Source organism: Stieleria sedimenti (assembly GCF_025060895.1).
In the GTDB taxonomy this organism is placed as follows: Bacteria; Planctomycetota; Planctomycetia; order Pirellulales; family Pirellulaceae; genus Stieleria; species Stieleria sedimenti.
The window spans coordinates 25155-44614 of the sequence record NZ_JANZKV010000098.1 but is presented as its reverse complement, the minus strand read 5'-3'; the positions used below and the strand labels follow the sequence as shown (position 1 = coordinate 44614).

Annotated in this window: 9 protein-coding genes; 3 read left to right on the top strand and 6 right to left on the bottom strand. The window is 60.3% G+C overall.

Going from position 1 to position 19460, the window contains the following annotated elements:
* Positions 1–113: 113 nt before the first annotated feature.
* Positions 114–461, bottom strand: coding sequence for a prolipoprotein diacylglyceryl transferase (locus tag NZK35_RS13935; protein ID WP_259633144.1), 348 nt, complete (start codon positions 459–461; stop codon positions 114–116).
* Between the two features lie 27 nt (positions 462–488).
* Positions 489–1652, bottom strand: a complete 1164-nt coding sequence (locus NZK35_RS13930; protein ID WP_259633143.1) for a S49 family peptidase — start codon at positions 1650–1652, stop codon at positions 489–491.
* Between the two features lie 1209 nt (positions 1653–2861).
* Between NZK35_RS13930 and NZK35_RS13925 the strand changes: the two genes are divergently transcribed.
* From NZK35_RS13925 to NZK35_RS13915, 3 genes are all read left to right on the top strand, one after another.
* Positions 2862–4004 (top strand): ABC transporter permease, encoded by a 1143-nt coding sequence (locus NZK35_RS13925; protein ID WP_259633142.1) that lies wholly within the window; start codon positions 2862–2864, stop codon positions 4002–4004.
* 209 nt (positions 4005–4213) lie between these two features.
* Positions 4214–10915, top strand: a complete 6702-nt coding sequence (locus tag NZK35_RS13920; protein ID WP_259633141.1) for a type I polyketide synthase — start codon at positions 4214–4216, stop codon at positions 10913–10915.
* Positions 10908–14996, top strand: a complete 4089-nt coding sequence (locus NZK35_RS13915; protein ID WP_259633140.1) for a non-ribosomal peptide synthetase — start codon at positions 10908–10910, stop codon at positions 14994–14996. Before NZK35_RS13920 ends, NZK35_RS13915 begins: the two co-directional genes overlap by 8 nt.
* 260 nt (positions 14997–15256) lie before the next feature.
* Here the strand turns inward: NZK35_RS13915 and NZK35_RS13910 are convergent, their stop codons facing one another.
* From NZK35_RS13910 to NZK35_RS13895, 4 genes are all read right to left on the bottom strand, one after another.
* Positions 15257–15838: a flavin reductase family protein gene (locus NZK35_RS13910; protein WP_259633139.1), complete on the bottom strand. Its 582-nt coding sequence runs from the start codon at positions 15836–15838 to the stop codon at positions 15257–15259.
* 26 nt (positions 15839–15864) lie between these two features.
* Positions 15865–16665 carry an inositol monophosphatase family protein gene (locus tag NZK35_RS13905; protein ID WP_259633138.1) on the bottom strand — a complete coding sequence of 267 codons (801 nt, stop codon included), beginning with the start codon at positions 16663–16665 and terminating at the stop codon, positions 15865–15867.
* Complete coding sequence (locus tag NZK35_RS13900; RefSeq protein WP_259633137.1) at positions 16662–17783, bottom strand: serine/threonine protein kinase; 1122 nt, start codon at positions 17781–17783, stop codon at positions 16662–16664. Before NZK35_RS13900 ends, NZK35_RS13905 begins: the two co-directional genes overlap by 4 nt.
* A 174-nt stretch (positions 17784–17957) precedes the next feature.
* Positions 17958–19379 carry a DUF6513 domain-containing protein gene (locus NZK35_RS13895; RefSeq protein ID WP_259633136.1) on the bottom strand — a complete coding sequence of 474 codons (1422 nt, stop codon included), beginning with the start codon at positions 19377–19379 and terminating at the stop codon, positions 17958–17960.
* Between the last annotated feature and the right edge of the window lie 81 nt (positions 19380–19460).

The window sequence follows — 19460 nt, the reverse complement described above, 5'->3', positions numbered from 1 at the left end:
GCAGCAAAAGAATCGACGTCCCGAGCCGCGCGGACATGGCGTCGCGAGACGGAGCCTCGCAACGAGGGCGAACGGAAGAGACGTTCGATGCCCGGCCGCTTTCGCGCCGCGGCTCAGTTTATCGACTGGTCGTTTCTTGAATCTCTGTCGCTTGATCGCCGGTGTTTGCAGATGTATTTTGCGAAGGAACCGAGGCCGGCGAATTTGTAGGTCGGGTCGACGTAGTGCTGGATCACGTAGAACGCGAAGTAGTAGGCTCGGCAGAACGCCCAGATGCAAATGCACAGCAGCGTGATCTCGGTCAGCCCCGGCATTCGGGAGACCAAAATCGTGGCGGAGAGCATGCCCAACGCAAGGAAGAGCGTGCCCTTGGCCCAAATCAGTTTGGGGTTTTGAATGTCGCCGAGGAGCGAGGGGGCGTTCGGCGTTTGGATCGGAGGGTTGTGATCGGAAATTGACATAGCGACTTGCTACGCAGCCGGTCGCCGTTAGGGTCGCGCCAGACTCGCCATCGCCGGATCGCTTTGCCACAGGTACAGAAACGTCGGCATGGTGCTGCGGTCGAGCCCGGGGACGCGGAGCGGGATCAGCGAACTGAAGACGGGTTGGTTGGGCGAGACGTCGAGCGGCGTGTAGGCGGGATCGTTTTCGCGTCGATACATCACCACGCGGTCGTCGGGTTTCAGTCCGGCTTGCTGTTTGGCCAACTCGATCGCGGTGTCGATGTAGCCGACTCCATCGACCAACCCCATCGACTGGGCTTCGTTTCCCGTCATCACACTGCCGTCGGACCATTGGTCCTCTGACTCGGCCAGCTTGGGCCGTTTCGATTTGACTTGATCGATCAATCGCTGGTGGAACCCATCGGCGATCCGTTGCAACATCGCCAGCTCATCGGCTTCGATCGGACGTTCGGGTGTTCCGGCATCGATTTTTTCGCCACTCTTGATCGGAGACGCAAGGACGTTGAACTGGCCCATCGTGTCTTGCAGATTGTAGACGTTCAAGATCACACCGATGCCACCGACGATGCTGGTCGGGTGCGCGATGATGGCGTCGCAGTGATTGGCCAGATAGTAAGCTCCGCCGGTTCCGACGGTCATGATGTTGGCGATGATCGGCAGGTCGCGGTCTTGTTTCAGCCGTGCCAATTCATGGCACATCATGTCTGACGCCGTGACGCCGCCGCCGGGGGAGTTGATCCGCAGGACGACTGCTTTGACGTTTTTGTCGTTGCGAATCGCGTCGATTTTTTCGTGGAACAACGCGACCGGGTTTTCGCCCATCGATCCGATCCCGCCGACGTTGCGATCGACCAGGAAATCGTCGACGTCCAAGACGGCGAGTTTTTCGGTCCGCTTCGGCTGGCCGGAGACGACGATGGGAGTCAGCGGCGTCGCGCGGCTGTTGGGACTCAAGCTGACCGTCGTTTTTAACTCGCCCATGTCCATCTTGCCGTCGACGGTCATGTCGCCGGTCATGTTGAACCCGCCGGCCATGTTGACCGCGCCGTTGTGCCGAAACACCTTGCTGCCGCAGCCGCCGCAGAAGAACAGGGCGAGGAGCAGGAAGAGCAGCGTGGGATCGCCCCGCCGTCGGGAACGCGGTGAAGCATTCGTTAGCGGCAGGGCGCGAGCCCTCCGGTGTGTCATGCTGAGACCGGACGGCTCGCGGGCTGTCGATTTAGTCGGGATCTGCTGAGTCGATGGTGAGCCGCTGGCCGTACGGCCTCGGGCAACGCCGCAGTGACCGGCCGCTAACGCGTCGCAGCTCACAAAAACGACAGACCGCGCGCGCCGTTCCGCAAACATCTTCAGACGCCAGGGAAGTGGCATCGGGCGCGAGCCCACCGGTCTTTCACGCCGAAACCGGACGGCTCGCGCCGTTCCGCTAACAGCTTCAGAGCCAAAGGATGTGGCGTTGGGATCGACACCCGTTACGTTGAGACACACTGGCTCAGCTCGCCCCGCTTCGGGGAAAGGGAACGGGGGCTTCGGTTTGCCCACATTTTTGCATCCCGGATGGGATGGCAGACAATCGCCGGCGGTCGAGCGAAGCGAACACCGCCGAAAGGGTAAAAAACAGTTTAAACGACCCCGGAGGACGTCGATTCTTTTACTGCAGGATTCATGGCTCCCTTCTCCCCCGCAAATCGTAACAAGCTTGCTTGTCGATTTGTGGGGGAGAAGGGCTGGGGATGAGGGGGCTGGTGATCGGTTTTGCAGCCCACATCGATCGTCGCGGAAGTCGCTAAGCCTTTGGCAGCGCCGGCCCTCTCTGGCGTTTGCTTGCTGCGCAAACGCCGTCTCTCCCAGGGGGAGAGAATCTAAATCGGATGCCAAATCCTGCAATAAGAGAATCGACGTCCCAAGGGGCCGCAGGAATTCCGGTGGTGCGCTAAGGCGACCACCAGCTACTTGCTGTAACCCCTCTCGGGGTAAGACCTGCTCCGCAGGCAGATTGAGTCCGCGAGATGTGGGTAAATCCAAGGCCGGGGTTGAGGGGAGTCCTGGTAAGTTGTGTCGACACCGACGTCTGCCAGGACCGCGGCTTTCAAACCTGCACGCCGCGGTCGTTGACAGCGAAGATCTGTTTGGCGTTTCCGCGTTGTCGATCGGGTGCGGGGTCATGGTTTGGGTGAATCGACAGGCTGGTTGAAATCGGTGAAACTAGTGCTGTGTCAGCGTTAAATGTTCGGGTTGCGTTTGTCGAGCGNNTTCGCATTTTTGGTACCTGACCCCTTTCCCGCGGCACCCTCAGTTTAAAAGTTGACGCAGCACTGGGCTCGGCCGGCCAAACTTTGCTTTTGCCGGTTGCGGGGCGTCCGCTGCAACACCAATCTCCCGATTTTGCCTGACACGATGCGATTTAGCGCGTTAATCCTGAAAAACCTGACTCGCCGCCCGCTGCGGGCCGCATTGACATTGATCGCGTTGACGATGGCGGTCGCGTCGGTCGTCTCGCTGCGGGGGATCGCCAAGGGATTCAGCGAGTCGTTTGCGGACATCTACGAATCTCATTCGATCGACATCGTGGTTTCCCGCCAGGGCACCGCGGACCGATTGAGCAGCAGTGTGAGCGAAGAGGCGGTCGGGCAGATCGAACGACTCGACGGCGTAGCACGGGCCGCCGGCGTGCTGCTGGACACGCTTTCGCTGGAAGACCAGCAGATCTTCGGCGTCCCCACGATGGGCATCGCGGCGGACAGTTGGCTGCGTGATGATTTCCGCTGGCGCGCGCGACGCTCCGAAGTGACAGCCGGCTCGGCGGACGCTGCCCCGCAGCAGCTTTCTTTGGGGATCCACTTGGCCGATCGCGCGGGGATTTCGGTCGGCCAGAACGTGATGATTTTCGAAGAGCCGTACGTCGTGGACGGGATTTTCGAAAGTTCGAGCGTTTGGGAAAACGGTTCGATGATCATGCCGCTGGATCAGCTGCAGTCGATTTCCGACCGCAACGGGCAAGTCACGTACATCAACGTGGTGCTGGATCGGGCGGTCGACCGTGGCGACGCGCGATCGATTGTCGACCAAATTCACGCGATCGACAGTCGGCTTCACGCGATGACGACGGATGAATTCGTGGGGACCGACACCCGGATGCAACTCGCGTCGGCGATGGCCTGGATGACGTCGATCATCGCCCTGGCGATCGGGGCGATCGGGACGCTCAACACGATGATGACCAGTGTCTTGGAGCGGACGCGTGAGATCGGCGTGCTCCGCGCCGTCGGCTGGCCGCGGCGGCGTGTGATCCGCATGATCGTCTCCGAATCGATCATGCTGGCGTTGCTGGCCAGTTTTTTTGGCGGCGGCCTCGCAATCCTTGCCACCGATGCAATGAGCAGACATCCTGCGGTTCGCGGGGTGCTGGTGCCCGCAATCGACGCAGCGACCTTGTTGGAAGGTACGGTTTTGGCGGTCTTTATCGGGCTGCTCGGGGCGCTGTTGCCGGCCAAACGAGCCGCTTCGGTAATGCCGACCGAAGCACTGCGAAACTCCTGACGGGCGTCACCGGCGAATCGGTGACCTCGATTTCAGCCGAGTGGAACGGCACTTGCGGTTGCACGGGGAAGGGGAAGACACACAGGGAAAAAATGCTTCACAGCGTTAGCACGCGGGTTCACGGACCATCGTGTCGTCTCACGCTTCCCGAACGCTTAAATTTTGTCAGTACGACTTAAGCGTTGCCTCCACGTTTGACGCAGGGGCTGATGCAGACCGCACGCGATGCCCCCTCGGATGAAGGTGTTTTGTGCTCCGGACGACATGCCAGCCACGATTTTGGCCCCTTACGATTTCCAGACTCCGCACCCTTGATCAAACCTGTGACGAAAGACTTTCGCCCTATCGCCATCATCGGAATGGGATGCCGATTCCCAGGTGGCTGCGACTCCCCCGAGAGCTATTGGCGGTTGCTCGAAATGGGACGCGATGCCATCACATTGACTCCACAAGACCGCTGGAGCCTGGAGAAGTTCTATGCTCCGGGGCACGCCCGACCGGGAAAAACGCAGAGTCGTTGGGGGGGCTATGTCGACGGGATCGACCAATTTGATCCGCAACTGTTCGGGATTTCGCCGCGCGAAGCGGCATCGATGGATCCGCAGCAGCGGATGTTGCTGGAGACGGCGTATCGGGCGACCGAGGACGCCGGGGTGCCGCTCGAATCGATGGCGGGCCGACCGATTTCCGTCCACGTCGGGATCTCCAGTTTCGATTACGCCGTCGGTGCGATCAGCTATCGTGACCGCGGTGTGATCGGCCCGTACAGCAACACCGGCGGCAGCAGCAGCATTGCGGCCAATCGCATCTCGTATTGTTTCGACTTGCGTGGCGAAAGCGTCGCGATCGACACGGCGTGTTCCTCGTCGCTGATCGCGGTGCACATGGCTTGCCAGAATTTGCAGTCCGGTGCCAACCACATGGCACTGGCCGGCGGCGTCAACGCGTTGATTTTGCCGGACTTTTTCGTCGCCTTCAGCCAGCTCGGTGTGCTATCACCGGACGGACGCTGCAAGACCTTTGACGCCTCGGCCAATGGCTACGTGCGCAGCGAAGGTGCCGGGATGGTGCTGCTGAAACGACTCGATGACGCGGTCGCCGATGGTGATTCGATCTACGCGGTGATCCAGGGATCGTCGACCAATCAAGACGGCCGCACCGACGGCATGACCGTGCCCAGCCAAACGGCCCAGCAAGCGTTGATCGAATCGGCCCTGCAATCGGCGGGCTTGGCCGGCCACGACGTCAGCTACGTCGAAGCTCACGGGACCGGCACGCCGATCGGCGATCCGATCGAAGCCCGCGCGATCTCGCATTGTTACGGCCGCACCGGCTCGGGCGTCTGTCGCGTCGGCAGCGTGAAAACCAATATCGGTCACCTCGAGGCGGGGGCCGGGATTGCCAGTGTGATCAAGGTCGCCTTGTCCCTGAAGCATCAAACCATCCCCGCGCATCTGAATTTCGAGACCCCCAACCCGGACATACCATTCGACGCCAACGGATTGCGGGTGGTCCGTTCAACCGAACCGTGGAATTGCGACGGGCCACGGTTGGCGGGAGTCAATGGTTTCGGCTACGGCGGTGCGAACGCCCACGTGATTTTGGGAGAGCCGCCGCCAGAGATCCCGAAATCCTCTCTCCCCTCGGTCGACAATCTGCCGATGCTGTTGCCGATTTCGGCGCACGACAAGACCGCGTTGGCCGCAACCGCGTCACGTCTGGCCGATTGGCTGGACGAAGCTGACGTTGCCTGTGCCGACGTTGCCGCAACCGCGGCGCGGCGACGCAGCCATCACGATTGGCGGAGCGTGGTGGTGGGACGCGATCGTCGCGATTGGGCCCGCCGGCTTCGCGACATCGCCGGCGATTGTGACACGCATGCCCAACGAGTGCGTTTGAATGCCCCTGGCCAAGGCGACGCTTCTTCTTCGCCTCCGATCGCATTCGTTTGCAGCGGCCAAGGTCCGCAGTGGTGGGCGATGGGACGCGGCTTGCTGGAATCCAATTCGATCTTTCGAGAAACCATAGAACGTTGCGACCGAGAGTTTTCCAAGCACGTCGCGTGGTCGTTGATCGACGAACTGCGTCATCGTGAAGACGCATCGCGAATGAATGAAACCGCGATCGCTCAACCGAGTCTGTTTGCCTTGCAAGTCGCGCTGGCGGCGGTTTGGCAATCCGAAGGCATCCGCCCGTCGATCATCGTCGGGCACAGTGTGGGCGAGATCGCTGCGGCACACGTCGCCGGCGCCCTCGATTTTGCCGACGCCTGTTTGGTCGCCATTCATCGCGGCCGTACGATGGACGCCGCGACCAGCAAGGGGGCGATGATCGCCGTGGGACTCTCGCCACAGGAGATCGAGGCCTGGATTGCCCCACTCGGTGATCGCGTTTCCATCGCCGCGATCAACGGCCCGGCGTCGCTGACCGTGTCGGGATGCGCCGTCGAGATCGAGGCGCTGTTTCACCGCTTGGACCAGGCAGGAATCTTCTGTCGGCGTCTGGAAGTCGAATACGCGTTCCATAGCGCCCAGATGGATCCCGTCCGCGACGAACTGTTGCGATCGTTGGCGACGATTCAGCCGAAGCCGACGCACACGCCGTTTGTGTCCACGGTGACCGGCGACGTGATGGCGGGCACGGAAGTCGATGGGGAATACTGGTGGCAGAACGTTCGCAAAAGTGTCCTGTTCTCCGACGCGATGGACGTCTTGGCAACTCAAGGCATCGAGTTGGCGATCGAAATCGGACCGCACCCGGTTTTGCGTTACGCGATCGCCGAGTGCTTTGCCAAACGTCAACAATCGATCTTGGCGGTCGCGTCGCTGAATCGAAAGAAAGATGATGCGACCGTGATGGCCGAATCGCTGGGCCAACTGTACGCCTGGGGTTATCCGATCGATTGGAACTTGAACGCACCGGCGGATGCCGGGTACGTCAAACTGCCGGCCATGGCGATGAACCGGCAATCGCTCTGGTTCGAATCTCACGAATCAAAACTCAGTCGCCAGGCGAACCCGGGTGAACCGATCTTGGGACAAAAGCTCGATGGCCCCGCCCCCGGTTGGCAGACACGCATCGATCTTCGCTTGCAGGAATCCTTGGCCGATCACCGCGTTCGCAACGCGTGCATGATGCCGGCCGCGGCGATGCTAGAATGGGCCATCGCGGCAGGCGCAATTGTCGGCGACGACGATGCCGTCTCGCTGAAACGATTTCGATTGCAAAACCCGTGCCTGCTGGGCGAAGACGCTCCGGTGCGCATTCAAATCGACTATGCACCACAGCGTCGACAGATTTCGCTCACTTGCAGCGGGATCGATCAATCAAATTGGCAACCGTTGGCCGTGGCCGACTTGAGCAGTATCGCCAGCGCACGCCTGTCAGATCGCTCGGCGCTGGACGCGGCCCGCCGACGAGCCACCGAATCGGTTTCCGCCGATCGGCTTTACCGCTATTGCGATCAGCTGGGTCTGAACTACGGGCCACGTTTCCGCGGCGTCACCGCAGGCTGGCGTGGACGGTACGAAGCCATCGTCGCGGTCGCATTCCCTGACGCAGAGGACTTTAGCGACGCCGCGGATCCCCTCGGGTTCGGTCCGGCGCTCTTGGACAGTTGCTTTCACGGCATGATCATTGCCAGTCCGAATTTTGACGACGTCATCGACGGCTTGTACCTGCCCCAACAGATCGCATCGTTTGACGTGTTCCGCAAAGCGTGTTCGCCGTTGACGGCGCATGTGCGACTGCTCTCGAAAGACGACTATCGGATGATCGCCGACATTGACATTTACGACGCCGATCAAAACCACTGCGTCGCGATCCGCGGATTCGAATCGGTTTCGGTCACGCGAATGAACCTGGAAGGTTCCGTGGACGAATTGTTGTACCGATACGTTTGGAAGCCTGCGGCCCCGGCGCAGCCGAACGACGCCGACAGTGAAAATCGGAAATGGCTGGTGTTTTGCGACCAGAGCGGAGTTGCCGATGAACTGCTGGAGCGATTGCCCGCCGGCGAGAAAATCGTCACCGTCCAGCACGGCGCCAACTTCAAACGGTTGCGTGGTAAATCGTTTATTATCGATCCTGAGAACCGGGACGAGTTCGATCGCTTGTTGACAGACATCGGGGATGGCGTGACCGACGCGGTCTATCTGTGGGGTCTCGATTCGCCCGACAACGTTGAACTCTCGGGCGACACGCTGAACAAGTCGACCGTCTTAACGACGTTGGCGCCGCTGCACCTGGTCGCCGCGTGGCAATCGGCCGCAGATTCGAATCGGCAATCCAAGATCGCTCGATTGTCGTTCGTGACCCGCGGCGCTCAGCCACCGGATGAAACGATGCTGCCGATTTCGGTCGCGGCCGGTCCGCTGATCGGTTTCGGACGAGTGATCGCGAGTGAATGCAGTCGTTTCAAAACCAAGCTGATCGACCTGGCTCCCACGGAGTCACCGAATGTCGCGTCACCGATTGCCGACGACTTGCTGGCAGAGCTGGTGGGACGAATCGACGACGAAGACGAAGTGATGATTCGCGATTCAATCCGTTGGGTCCGACGGTTTGTCCCGGTGGAAGAACAACCGCTTCATCCCGAGAGCCGGCGTCGTACCCCGAGTGCACTGCGGCTGGGCGATTCTTCGTCGATCGACCAACTGCGATATGAATCGATTCCTTCGGTCCGTCCCGCCGACGGACAGGTGGAGATCGAGGTATTGGCCACGGGATTGAACTTCAGCGACGTGATGAAGTCGCTGGATTTGTATCCGGGGTTGCCCGATGGTCCCGTCCTGCTGGGCGCCGAATGCAGCGGGCGAATCAGACGTGTCGGCCCCGATGTCACCGCGTTCAAGGTCGGCGACGAAGTGATCGCCGTCGCACCGGGCTCGTTCGCGACCCACGTGATCGTCAACCAACACTTGGTCGCGCCGAAACCCCGGACGCTGTCACATCCGCAAGCCGCAACCATCCCGATCGCTTTTTTGACCGCCGAGTATGCACTGGGCGAGTGCGCCCGCATTCGGTCCGGAGAACGCGTTTTGATTCATTCGGCCAGCGGCGGCGTGGGCATCGCGGCGATGCAACTGGCCAAACTGGCTGGTGCGGTGACATTGGCAACTGCCGGCACAGATGAAAAGCGAGAGTTTGTTCGCCAGTTGGGCGCCGAAGTGGTGATGAATTCACGCGATCTACAATTTGCACGCGAGACGCTGGAGCAGACCGACGGTGAAGGTGTCGATGCGATCCTGAATTCGCTGCCGGGCGAAGCGATCACGAAAGGATTGTCGATTCTAAAAACGGGTGGCCGGTTTTTGGAAATCGGCAAACGCGACATCTATTCGGACGCATCGTTGGGGTTGGAGATCTTTAAAAACAACCTCGCGCTGTTTGCAATCGACCTGGACCAACTGTTTCGCGAACAGCCCGAACGGATGGGGCAGATGCTTCGCCGTCTGGTGACGCGTTTCGATACCGGTGAACTGTCACCGCTGCCGGTCACGACGTTTGATGCCGATGAGACACGCGATGCATTTCGGTTCATGCAACAGGGAAAACACATCGGCAAGGTCGTCGTGGATTACCGCCAGGCCCCGTCGGACGTGTTTGCCGGACAGTACGAACCTGTGCGATTGTCCGCCGAGCGGACGTACTGGATCGCCGGCGGGTTGGGCGGTTTCGGATTGCGCGTGGCGCAGTGGCTGGTCGATTGTGGTGCCAAGCACCTGGTGCTGGGCGGACGCAGCGCGGTCGTTGCGGCGGATACGCAATCGGTATTGGACGAGTGGACCACGGCCGGGGTTGATGTACGGGTGATGCCGGTGGACCTGACGTCGACGGCTTCGGTGCAATCGGTGGTCGATCAAATCGATCGCGATTGTCCACCGCTTGCCGGAGTCTTTCACACGGCGATGATTCTCGACGACCGCTTGTTGGTCGACCTGGACCGTGCGACGCTGGAACGGGTGCTCGGCCCGAAGGTCTTGGGCGGTTGGAACCTGCACGCGGCGACCTGCGATCATGACCTGGATCACTTCGTTCTGTTCTCGTCGCTTTCGAGTGTCTTCGGGCACGCCGGACAGGCAAACTATGCTGCGGCGAACGCGTTCCTGGATTCGCTGGCGCATTACCGGCGATCCCTCGGCATGCCCGGCTTGGCCCTCAATTGGGGACATGTCGGTCAGGTCGGCTATCTGGCTCAGCGCAGTGAACTGAGCGAGCGGCTGGAGCGGCAGGGCGTGTTGACGTTCTCCGCCGACGAAGCGATGCGTTGTTTGGAGCAAGCGATGCAAACCGACGCCGTCCAGCAGAGTGTGTTGAGGATGGATTGGACGCGTTGGCGGGGGCTGGGCATCACCGGTGGCGTGTCACCGCGTTTTGCCCATTTGTTGCGTGGGATGGCGGAAGAAACGACCGACGACGACCGCTTGGCCACCGCCGCGGAAGTCCGCGAGGCGACGGCCGCCGCAAAGAACGCGATGGTTGCTAAAATCATCGGATCCAAGGCAGCCTCGTTGCTGGGGATCGCCCGTGAAAAAATGCCCTGGGACCGGCCCCTGTTGTCGATGGGTCTGGATTCCCTGATGGCCGTGGAGATGCGAAACTGGATCGAAAGTCGACTGGAGATTGATTTGCCGATTTCCGAATTGATGCGGAGCGAAAGCCTGCGAGAGGTCTGTCGCAACGTCACCACCATCATCGACGCGGGCATTTCGCAGCCGATTGAAGCGGCGACGACCGACGCGGAGGCCGGTGACATGGAGACCGGTGGCGCGGAGACCGGTGGCGCGGAGACCAGCGGCGCGACGGCGGCGGAATTGCTGGAGCAATTGCCGGCGATGTCCGACGCCAACGTCGACGCGTTGTTGGCACAACTGCTCGATGGCACGGTCCCCGGACAGCCCCGTGAATGATGCGTTGGACAGTCTGTCAGGCCAACAAAAGCGCGAGTTGCTGGCCCGCTTGTTGAAGGAGAAGGCGGCCGCGCAGGGCGAACGGCAGCAGCATTCGTCCGACGAGTTTCCGCTTTCGGCCGGGCAACAAGCGTTGTGGTACGCGTACCAGCGGGCGCCACAGGTCACTGCGTACAACGTCTCGCTGCCGTCCCGGTTTCGCTCGGCGATCGACCTGGACGCGATGCGACGATCCGTCGAAACGTTGGTCGATCGGCACAGTGCACTGCGGACGGTGTTCGCCGCATCAGATTCAACCCATCAGCCTGTCCAGCGGATTCAGGCGACGTTGACGCCAGAGTTTCGTGTGGTGGAGACGCCGTCGGCAAGCCAAGCCGAACTGGCCGCACGGGTGACCGCAGAGATCAACCGCCCGTTCGATTTGACGCGTGGCCCGCTGCTTCGTCTGGCAGCCTTTCGGATCGCCGCCGATGATGTCGTGATGGTTGCGACCACGCATCACATCGTGGTCGATTTTTGGTCCTTGGTCTTGATCATGGACGAAATCCGCCAGCTGTATCCGGCGCTGGCGAGCGGCCGGCAACCGAATCTGCCACCTGCGCCGGGCAACTACGAACGTTTCGTGAGTTCCCAGGCCGATCTGGTGGCCAGCGACCGGGGAAAAAAGATCGCGGCGTATTGGCAACGTCAATTGGCCGATGTGCCACCGGTGATCCAGTGGCCGACAGATTTTGTGCGCCCCGCATCGTTCACGCACCGTGCGTCGGTGGTCCCGCTGAAGTTTCCGCCCGGAATGGGCGCCAAGGTCACGGCGCTTTCGCGTCGATTGGGGGTGACCGGAAACGTCGTGGTGATGGCGTTGCTGCAGGTTCTGGTCGGACGGTTCGCCGGCCAGGATTCGTTTTCGATCGGGACCCCGTTTTCGGGACGCAGCCAACGGGAGTTCGAAAAGACGGTCGGTTTTTTCGTCAATCTGCTTCCGATCACCGTTGATTTGTCAAACAACCCGACGCTGGAAGAACTGATCGCAACGGTGGGACGAAACATGATCGACGCCTTGGCGGGCGAAGTGCTGCCGCTGGCTGAAATCGTTCGTGAAAGTGGCGTCGGGCGTGACCCGCGTCGCCATCCGTTGTTTCAAGTCTCCTGCACGTTCGAAAAATCACAGATCGCCAGCGAGCAGGGCCGAGCGGGATTTGTCATCGGCAACGAGCACGTCTTTGACGACTTCGCCGGCATGCGACAAGAGAGTTTTCCGGTCCAGCACACGAGCTGTCATTACGACGTCGAGTTCGTCTTTGAACTGCATGGCGATGAACTCCGCGGCATGATCTGTTATTGCCGCGATCTATTTGCCGCTGACACGATCGATTCGATGGCCCGGCAATTCATCGCATTGTCCGATCAGTTGGTCGCCGATCCGCAATGTCCGGTGAAACATGCCCGCTGGGCCGATTGTCAGCGATCCGCCCCAGACGATTCGAACGTTCCGCGTGAGACGTTGATCGACTTGCTCGGCGATTCGGATCACGAAATCGTCGCCGATGCACAACGCTTCGCGACCTGTCTGCAACAACGCGGTGTCAAACCCGGCGCGATGATTCCGGTCTGTATGAAGCGCGGTCGCGATGCCTGGGTGGGAATCCTGGGCGTGATGTACTGCGGCGCGACGCCGATCCCGATCGACGCCGATCAACCGGCGGTCTCGCCCGAGATGCTGCGACGCGATGCGGCGATTGAATTCGTCGTTGCCGCGCCGAACGAACCATGGGCAAACGTTCTCGGCGTGGCCGTCGTGTCGGTGGACGAAGTGGACCACCGGGCTACACCGACTTGTCATCATTGTTCGCCCGACGACCTGGCCTACGTGATCTACACCTCGGGTTCGACCGGACGTCCGAAAGGCGTCATGGTTTCTCACGCCGCGATCACAAACGCGATGCGTTGGCAACAGCGTGCGACGCCGTTCTTACCGTCCGACCGTGCGCTCGTTCTGCTATCCCATCAGTTCGATGCGACGTTGCCGCTGGTCGTGACAACCGCCCAACAGAACGCGTCGCTGGTGTGGCCCGATGATCCGGCACGCCTGGATCTGGACCAGTTGATCGAACAGATCATTCGCGATCGCGTCACGATTCTGCAAGCCGTCCCCGGTGTCTTGCGGGCGTTCGCGGCGCATCCCCGATTTGCCGAGTGCACGTCGGTGCGACAGATCTGGACCGGCGGCGAAACGATGCCGACAGAGTTGCCCGAATTCATTCATTCCCTAGTCGGTGGTGAGCTTTGGAATTTTTATGGTCCGACCGAGGCCGCTTGCCAAGTTACGGCGCATCGCGTAACGGAAGTCCCGTCGGGGAGTCGCATTCCGATCGGCCATGAGATTGATGGGGTGCACGTTCACGTGGTCGACACGCTACTGGCACCGGTCCCGGTGGGCGTTCCGGGACAGATCGTGATCAGCGGTCGCGGTTTGGCAGACGGCTATCTCAATCAACCTGAATTGACCGAGCAAGCCTTCGTCACCTCGCAACAGATCCGCGACGGCGACGGCAAGCCGAGCCGAGTCTATCTGACGGGTGATCTCGGTCGGCGGCGCGGCGATGGCACGATCGAGTTTCTCGGCCGCGTCGATCACCAAGTCAAGCTGCGGGGCTATCGCATCGAATTGGAGGAGATCGAGCGGACGATCGAGCGTTTTCCAGGCGTCGAGCGGGCGGCGGTCAAGGTGACCCAGGTTGGAACGCCAGGCGAACGTCTTGCCGCCTTCGTCGCGGGGGTCGACGCGTCACAACACGACGCATTGAACCGTCATCTCGCGGCCAGCCTGCCCCCGTACAAGCGTCCTGCGTCGATCCATCTGCTGGATCAACTTCCGCTCAATACGAGCGGCAAAATTGATCGCAAGCGGCTACCCGAACCGGTGTCCAAGGACGCATCGACCGACAATGTGTTGCCGCCGCGTAACGAACTGGAACAGTTCTTGGAGCATCGCTTCGCCGCAGCGTTGGAGCAGGATTCCATCGGAATCGATGTCAATTTTTTCGAAGCCGGGGGAACGTCGTTGCAGGCAGCGGTGCTGACGTCTGAGTTGTCCGATGAGCTTGGTTTCTCGATCCCCACCGCGTTGCTGTTTGATTTGGGCGACATCCGTTCGGTGGCCAGCCGTTTGGTGGATCTGCATGAACCGAGCCTTCGCGCCCGTTTCGGAGACGCGTCGATCCACGGTTGCCGGACTGCCGTTTCGGACGCGGAGACCGAATCGACGAAAGATGCCGAGGCGTTGCTGGTGGAACTGAAACGGTCTGGCGATGCGGCCCCCGTGTTCATGATCCATCCGCCGGGCGGCATCGTCGTCTGTTACCGCGAACTGGCGAGGAGGCTTCCCGACGATCAGCCGCTGGTCGCAATTCGTTCGCGGGGACTACACGGTGACGAACGTCTGCCGACCACGTTGAGTGAAATGGCCAGTGACTATGTCCGGTCGATCCGGCGTCGCCAGCGGTCGGGTCCCTATTTGATCGGCGGTTGGTCACTCGGCGGCGTCATCGCCTTCGAAGTCGCACGGCAGCTTGCCGCCGACGGCGCGGACGTGGCGGGATTGATTTTGTTAGATTCCACGGTACCCGAGCGGTGCGATCCGGAATCGGCATCGGCGGGACTGGAGTATGGTCTGGAACTGTCGCTGGACGAACTCAGTGAACTTTCCGCCGACGAGCAATTGCCGTTTTTGTATGAACACGCGCAGCGACTGGGCGTGCTTCAACAGGACACTCCGACGGCGGTCGTGCAGAAAGCCATCGCCGATCTACAGCGGTTGTTCGCACACCATGTGGAGCTTTGCCAAGGGTATGAGATTCAACCGATGGACGTCCCGGTGTTGCTGTTGCGTCCGCGTGATGTTCCAGGCAAGGCCGATGAGCGTCCCGATCGTGGTTGGGGGCGTTGGACCGGCGAGGTCACCGTTGGCATGGTCAGCGGGCATCATCACAGCATGGTGAAGTCACCCGGAGCCGGCGAGATCGCCGATCAGATCGCACGGTTTGTGGCGTCGGTGGGAGTAAAGGGAGGGATGGCAGAATGATTCGGGGCAGAATGATGGTGGCAAGACCCTCGTTCCAAGGCTGCGCCTTGGAACGCAATGAATGAGCATGGACCGGTTGGGCATCAAAAACACGATTGACATCAGCCGATTCGCGCAAGCGTTCGGGCCTCGACCTGGGGCATGGCACGGAAACCTGGAAAGACGAGAGATCAGACGTGCGGCCGGACCGGGCGATTAAAACCGCCACGGGGAAGGCCGGGTTTGGGTACTGAGTACTGATTACTGGGAACCCGTTGTTTTCACTCTAAACGAAAGGTCTCTTTGACTTCGGTGTATTCGCGGCGTCCGACGCGTGCGATCGTGTGCAGGGCTTTGTGGTCGACCAGGTTATCGTCGACGTGGAAGTAGACGACGTTTCCGATCACCAGATTCGCTCCGGCGGGACCGGTTCCCAGCGTGATCGCCGAATGAAGGGTGCACTCCATGGCGGCAACGGCGGATCGGACGCGTGGCGGTTTGACTTTGACCGATTCGATGGGCTCGACGCCGACGTGTTGAAATTCGTCGATTTCCGACCCCAGTTCGTCGCTGCTTCGGTGCATCGCTTGGGCGACCGACTCGGTCACGATGTTGACCACAAACTGCCCGGTGCGCCGCACGTTTTCCAGCGTGTCTTTGGGCAGTCCCTGGGCGTTGTTGGCCGGGGCGAAGCAGACCGTCGGCGGGTTCGCCCCGACGCCGCTGAAGAATGAAAACGGTGCGAGGTTGGGGACGCCGTCGACCGACAGCGTCGAAACCCACGCGATCGGTCGGGGCGTGATCAATTGCACCAAACGCAGGTAGGTTTCTTGCAGCGTCAGTTTTTCGACGTCAAATTCCATTTCGGTCTCCCGGGATTCAAAACCGATCAATTCGTGCCGAGCAGGCCGACCATGGTTTCGTGCATCGGTTTGGTCGCGGTGACACAGAATTTTGGCAACCAGTCGTCCAATTCGGATCCGTCATAGGCAGTCAGTTGCGCCCCGGCTTCGCGAGCGATGACGGTACCGGCGGCGGAGTCCCAGGGGCAGACGTTGGTCGCCCAATAGCCGTCCAGACGTCCGGCGGCGACGTAGCACATGTTGAGTGCACAGGAGCCGAGGCGGCGAAGTGAGCGGCAGCGTTCGAGGACTTTGACGAACCGGGCGACCTCCGGCGAATCCGCTTTGACGCCGGCGGGAAAACTGCACGCGACCAGCGCCTGGGAGAGGTCTTCGCAATCGCTGGCCCGGATCGGCCGCCCGTTGAGGTGTGCGCCGGCGCCATCGACGGCGGAGAACAGTTCGTTGGAGACGGGGTCGAGGATCACGCCCAAACGCATCTTGCCGGCGTGGTACAGACCGATCGAAACGGCGAAGGATTGCAGGCGGTGCACGTAGTTGACGGTTCCATCGAGCGGATCGACGACCCAGCACGGCGGCGCGTCGGCGGCGCCATCGCGAACCGCCGCGGGCGGATCATTTTCGCCCTCTTCTTCACCCACGAACGCATAGCCGCCGAAGGCGTCCATCAGGATCTTGCGAATCGCTTTCTGTGATGCCAGGTCGGCATCGGTGACGAGATCTTTGGGAGCCTTTTCGGAAACGGTTCGGTTTTCCCATCGGCTCAACAGTTCCACGGCGCCGGCTTTCGCGGCCTTGATCGCCAGGTCCAAGTGTTCTTGATTCACAATTCGATTTCGAGTCGTCGGAGTTCTTCCAGCCAAAGCCGGATATCATTGTTGTATTCGGTCGACATGTCACCGATGACCAATTGTCGATGAAATGCCGCCGCACCGGTGTCGACATGCTCGGCGGCTTCGGCATTGGGGAATCGTAAATTCGGGTCGGGTGAGATCAACCCGACCAGAAAGTTCATCAACAAATCGTTGCGACTGATGTCCGCCGGCAACACTTCTTCCAGTCGCGACGGCAAAGCGAGTTTGGCTTCCACCAGATCACGCAGGCTTTCTTTGCCCGCAAAAATGTTTCGTCCGCTGAGCAATTCGATCAACACGTAGCCGACACTTGCCAAGTCACTGCGTGGGGTCGCCAATTCGTTTTCCAAGATCTCCGGAGCCGCATACATCGGAGTGCATTCGCGTTCGCGGGGCGGATTCTTGTATTCGATCGCCGACCCCAAATCGATCAGTTTGGTGTGGCCGCTGCGTTTGAGCATGATGTTAGCGGGTTTGACGTCGCCATGCACGATGCCTTCGCGGTGCAGCGCCGCCAGTGCCGCCAAGCACTCGCGCATGATGGCCACGGCGATGCCGGCCTTGAAACGCGAATGGTCGGGTCCCTTGGTGATGATCACATCGTTGATGTATTTGAACCGACGGTTGTCCAAATGCTGGCCCAACAGTTTCAGGCAACTGGGTGCGAGCAGCTGGCGAAGGTCATAGCCGTCGACCCATTCCATCATCATGATGCGGATCCGGTGACGTTCGAAAAAGTTTTGCACCGCCAGCAGGTTGTCGTGCTGAATCAAGGCGACTTTGGATGCGATCGTCGCGATCCGCCGCATCGCCTCGTCGTAGGCGCGGGCGTTTTGGTAGTGCTCGGGGGAGAACACCTTCATCGCGACCGGGACCGTAAACCCGTCGGTCCCGCGATACTCCGTCAGATAGACCTCGCCCTGGCCACCACGGCCGAGCAGACGAAGCATGTGATGGTGCCCCGTCCAACTGACCTTCTGTCGCTCGATCAGGTGGTCATACCAATGAACGAGTTTCGCGTCACCGCTGGTGTTAACGGTGCCTCGAAAAGTAACCGTGGGATTGGGTTCGAAGCGTGTGGTGGATTCCATCGTCGCGACGGTCCGTCGTTTTACGAATAGCGAGAGGGCAAAATCAAACGCAGCGTTCTACAGGTCTCTCCGTCTTGACCGGCCGGCTACATTTGGACACTACAGTCTACACTGCCCGGCTAGATTCAAAAGGCGAGAGTTGGTCCCAAATCCCGCAGTTGCGGGTGAATGCAATTATGGCTCCCTGCGGTGACGGCTGCTGCGAGCGATGCGATGCAGATCCTCGCGGCGGGTCAAAAACCCCCAATTAAGTGCGCGATCTTGCTCGTACTGCTTCCCTAAGGTCAATGCGATCGACGCTTTGGCCATTTCGTAGCCTAGATAAAACGCGTGCCCGCGGTCCACATTGTCGGCAATCGGCTCGTTCAGCAGCCGCTCGAACAGCAAAAACGGGTCCTGGTCGCGAAGATACAGCTGCCGCGAGACCAAGTGGATCGCATCATCTTGGGCGAACAAACGGTAGTTGTTGTCCTTGATGGCCTGGGAAAGCCCCTCCAGAGTGTCCAACGGAAACGAACGAAGCCTTCGGTCGCGCAGCAACACCAATTCTTCGGACAAATTCTTGGGTGGAATGCCGTTTCGGACCGCCGCATGCACCAGACGTCGGGCATGGTCACACTCACGCACCGAAGAGCGCGCCCAATTGATCACCTGGGTGGTCAGGACACTTTGAATCCCCAGCTCCTGACAGATCCCCAACAGCACCGTGTTGATGCCGGCCGAATCGGCGTCGGTCAATTCCGTCACGTTGCCGATCCCCATCATCATCGGCAACTCGGGATAGCGCCGCCGCACCTCCGCATAACGCACGATGCTGGCCGCCAGCCCCGAACCAATCGGCTCCAAAATCGGATCCAATCGCATCGGGACGTTCCGCTGCGACAAATACTCGATCGTTTCATCCAGGCTGCTGAGATCGGACGGAGAATCAGGAATCACGACAACCTCCGTGCCCCACCGCGGCGCATGCTCACGATTCTGAGCATTCACGCTCAACACCAGCGACGCACCGGCACGACAAGCCGCTTCCGCTTCCCAAGGGTCAAACGTATCGACCGAAACGGGGATGCCTTGCGAGACCAGCGCGCCGATGTAGTCGGCAATCGATTCAAAGCGTGCGGTTGGATCACACCCGACATCAATTCGATCCGCACCGTCGCGAATCAGTTGTAATGCAGCGGTCAAAAATTCATCCCGGGTCAGCCTCGGGACATGATTGATCTCCGCAATGATCTCGATGTCAAAGCGACTGAGGTCGATCTCGGAACGCGATTCACCAAACAGTTCCGCCATGTCGCGACAATCATTCGGTCCGACAACGACTTCGGCCGCGACCTGGGAGCGCAACGTTTCGATTCCCGATTCACAGAACCCCGGCACGATCAAATGAGTCGCTTGCTTGGGCAAATCCAGCTTCCGCGCGACCCATTTCGGGGTCATCAACGCAGCCACGGTGATCGGCATGACACCGATCGAATAGTCAAACGCATGCCGCACGGCGAGCGCGTCGACGATCTCGCGGACCGCATGCTGGGCAAGCGTTCCGGTCACGAAGTGCAAGTGAGATGTTTCGGATAGATCGATAGCCGGTTGCATGTCGCGTTGGCTGATAGCAGGAAGTACTTGGGCGGTCGGTCACGTTCAAACAGAACCAGCGTCATAAAGGTTAACCGGTTG

Bases quoted from the DNA above. Each gene is read 5' to 3' on its own strand.
- NZK35_RS13895 (WP_259633136.1), bottom strand. From the start codon at position 19,379: ATGCAACCGGCTATCGATCTATCCGAAACATCTCACTTGCACTTCGTG.
- NZK35_RS13935 (WP_259633144.1), bottom strand. From the start codon at position 461: ATGTCAATTTCCGATCACAACCCTCCGATCCAAACGCCGAACGCCCCC.
- NZK35_RS13920 (WP_259633141.1), top strand. From the start codon at position 4,214: ATGCAGACCGCACGCGATGCCCCCTCGGATGAAGGTGTTTTGTGCTCC.
- NZK35_RS13910 (WP_259633139.1), bottom strand. From the start codon at position 15,838: ATGGAATTTGACGTCGAAAAACTGACGCTGCAAGAAACCTACCTGCGT.
- NZK35_RS13925 (WP_259633142.1), top strand. From the start codon at position 2,862: ATGCGATTTAGCGCGTTAATCCTGAAAAACCTGACTCGCCGCCCGCTG.
- NZK35_RS13930 (WP_259633143.1), bottom strand. From the start codon at position 1,652: ATGACACACCGGAGGGCTCGCGCCCTGCCGCTAACGAATGCTTCACCG.
- NZK35_RS13900 (WP_259633137.1), bottom strand. From the start codon at position 17,783: ATGGAATCCACCACACGCTTCGAACCCAATCCCACGGTTACTTTTCGA.